The organism is Ornithinibacter sp. (assembly GCF_035443565.1).
In the GTDB taxonomy this organism is placed as follows: Bacteria; Actinomycetota; Actinomycetes; order Actinomycetales; family Dermatophilaceae; genus Fodinibacter.
The window spans coordinates 12581-15663 of the sequence record NZ_DAORSO010000053.1; the positions used below are offsets into that span (position 1 = coordinate 12581).

The window sequence follows — 3083 nt, forward strand, 5'->3', positions numbered from 1 at the left end:
CGGCACCGGCGGCGGTCACGGCGACCCGGGCGACACCCACCCCCGCCCGGGTCGCCGGCTCGCTGTGCCGACCGGCCCCACGGCGCCGCTCGACCGGGATGGACGTCGGCGGCGCGGCACCGCGTCCCGCGAGGCGTGCCCACACGCGCCGCCACCGCGGGGTCGCCTCGAGCGCCGGGGCCTCGCCGGCGGCAGCTCGCAGCCGATAGGTCACGGCGCTGACCTCGTCACCCCCGCGGACGAGGTCGAGCGGTGTCGCGGTGGCCGCCTGGAACAGCAGCCAGCCGAGCTCGTGAGCATCCGGGCGGTCGGCCGGATCCGGGGACAGCGCCGCCGCGAGGGCCTCCACCAACCCCGCTGCAGACGGCCCCGCGCGGCTCACGTCGGCGAGTGCCGGGCGCAACCCTGGTGCACCGGGCACGCTGCCGGTGAGGCAGAGCCAGCCCAGGGCGCCGACCCCGTAGACGTCCGATGCCGGTGACGGGTCGCCGCCCATGACGACCTCGGGGGCGACGTACCCGTCAGTGCCCCACACCCCCGGGGAGATGTCACCCACCACGTGGCCCAGACCGAGGTCACCGAGCACCGGCCGGCCGTCGAGGTCGAGCAGCACGTTGCCCGGGGAGACGTCACCGTGGACGACACCGAGACCGTGCAGGCGCCCCAGGGCTGAAGCCACCGGGGCCAGCGCCGTCACGACCTCCCCCGCCGTCAGGTGCCCGCGCGTTCGCACGAGCGCGTCGAGGGACCCACCGCGCAGGTGCGGCATGACCAGCGCCACCCGGCCGTCCGCCAGGTCGATGACCGAGTGGATCTCGACGATGTGCGCTGACGCCGCGGCGGCCGACACCGCCGCCTCGCGCGCCGCCGCCTCCACCTCCCCGAGGCCGGCCTGCACCACCTTGATCGCGACCCGCCGACCTTCGGGCACCGACACGCCCGCCCAGACCTCGCTCGTGCCGCCCCGCGCCAGGAGTTCCCCCACCTCGAACCCCGGCACCTCCGGCGGCTGCGTCCCCTCGTCGTCCATGCCCCCACTGTGCCGCGTTCCACGAAAGCGCCCGGAGAGTTATCCACAGGCAGCCCAGCGGGCGGCTACCGTCGTGCCCATGACTGCCGACGCCCCGACCATCCTCGCCACCTCGGGTGGCTTCCGCTACGGACACCGCACGGATGTCGAGTTCGCCGCGCTCGTGCACCACGCGGTCGACCTCTCAGGCACCCACGGGCGCCGACCACGCGTCACCTACGTCGGCACGGCATCCGGCGACCCCCGCTTCATGAACTACCGCGTCACCGAGGCCGGGCGCGTGGCCGGGTTCGACGTCACGTGCCTGGACCTGTTCCCCATGCCGAACCTCGACGACGTCCCCGGGCACCTGCTCGAGGCTGATGTCGTGTGGGTCGGTGGCGGCTCGGTCGCGAACCTGCTCGCGGTGTGGGACGTCCACGACCTGCGACCGGCGATGCGCGCCGCGTGGGAGGCGGGCGTCGTGCTCGGTGGCGTGTCCGCGGGGTCGATCTGCTGGTACCTCGGCGGCTGCACCGACTCCTTCGGCCCCGACCTGCGCGCAGTGACCAACGGTCTCGGCCTGCTGCCCTACGGCAGCGGCGTGCACTACGACTCGGAGGAGAGCCGCCGCCCGACGATCCACGCCCTCGTGGGTGACGGCACGCTCCCCACGACCCACTGCACCGACGACGGCGTGGGCCTGGTCTACCGCGGCACCGAGCTCGTCGAGGCGGTCAGCGAGGTCGACGGCAAGGGTGCGTACATCGTGACCCGCGACGGTGAGGGCGGCGGCATCCGGGAGGAACGCATCGAACCGCGACGCCTGCCCTCCCCCTGACCACGACTTCTTGCACTCCGGCCACCTCCCGCAGGTGGCTGGAGTGCAATGAGTCGGATGCCGTCAGCGTGCGGGGGTGCGCACGCTCACCACGCGCTCCTGCGCCGCCGACTCGCGCGCCGCGTCGATGACGGCCAGCGTGTGCACGGCATCCCACGGGTCCACGGGCATTGCGGCCTGGGGCTCCGGGGACTCCAGCGCTGCCGCCACCGCGCGGTAGAGGTCGGCCTGGGTGCTCGTGCCGCGGGCCACCGGCTCACGCTCGTCGCCGCGGTACACCCAGCCGCTCTGGCCGGGGTCGGCGTCGGCCTGAGCAGTCCACACGTGGGTCTCCCCCGTGAAGTCCGCCATGACGTAGGCCCCGGTCGTGCCGAGCATCCGCACCCGCGGCCCCGGCGCACCGGACAGCGCGGTCGCCCCCAGGTGCGAGACCACCCCCGACTCGTGGCGGCAGACGAGGAACGCGTCGTCCTCGGCGAGGGTCGTGTGCGCGGCCACGGTGGCGAACACCGAGGCGATCGGCCCGAACAGCTGCACGGCAGCGTCGACGAGGTGGCTGTGCAGGTCGAGCAGGATGCCGCCGCCGTCGGCGGGGCCGGCGTTCTCGCGCCACCGGTCCTTGGGCACCGGCCGCCAGCGCTCCCACCGCATCTCGTAGCGGAACGGCGTGCCGATCAGCCCGTCGGCGACCACCCTCGCGACGGTGGCGTGCTCGGGGTCGTAGCGCCGGTTGTGGAAGACGGTGAGTGGCACTCCGCTGGCTTCGGCATGACGCACGACGTCGGCCGCCGACACGGCATCCACCGCCAAGGGTTTGTCGACCAGGCAGGCGATCCCCGCGTCGATGACGGTGCGCACCTGCGCGGCGTGGGCGCCGCTGGGGGTGGCCAGCACCACGAGGTCGACGCCCGGCACCGCGAGCAGCGCGGTCAGGTCGTCGACGACGCTCGTTCCGGGGAACTCGGCCCTGGCGGCCGCAGCGCGTTCAGGATCGCGGGTGGACACGGCGACGACGTCACACCCGGCCTCGTGGAGCAGCGGGGCGTGGATGGTCTGACCGGAGGAACCGAACCCGGCGAGGGCGACGCGCATCATGGCGCCCAATCTAGGGCGTGCCGGAGGACGCCTGAACCGTCAGCGTGATCGTGTACGCCGGGGTCGTGCTCGTGATGACGCTGGTGCCGGGCTCGACGGCGCGAACCTCCCACTCGCGTACGCCGGAGCCGGTGACGT

3 protein-coding genes are annotated in these 3083 nt (G+C 74.0%); 1 reads left to right on the forward strand and 2 read right to left on the reverse strand.

The features are described 5' to 3' along the window. The coding region (locus PLL68_RS07735; RefSeq protein WP_324533196.1) for a serine/threonine-protein kinase at positions 1-1030 on the reverse strand (1030 nt) is incomplete at its 3' end. Positions 1031-1109: 79 nt separating this feature from the next. On the opposite strand from PLL68_RS07735, the gene PLL68_RS07740 reads away from it, so the two are divergent. Continuing rightward, on the forward strand, positions 1110-1850 hold the full coding sequence (locus PLL68_RS07740; RefSeq protein WP_324533197.1) for a Type 1 glutamine amidotransferase-like domain-containing protein: 741 nt from the start codon (positions 1110-1112) through the stop codon (positions 1848-1850). 63 nt (positions 1851-1913) lie between these two features. On the opposite strand, the gene PLL68_RS07745 is transcribed toward PLL68_RS07740, so the two are convergent. Further along, positions 1914-2945, reverse strand: coding sequence for a Gfo/Idh/MocA family protein (locus PLL68_RS07745; RefSeq protein ID WP_324533198.1), 1032 nt, complete (start codon positions 2943-2945; stop codon positions 1914-1916). Between the last annotated feature and the right edge of the window lie 138 nt (positions 2946-3083).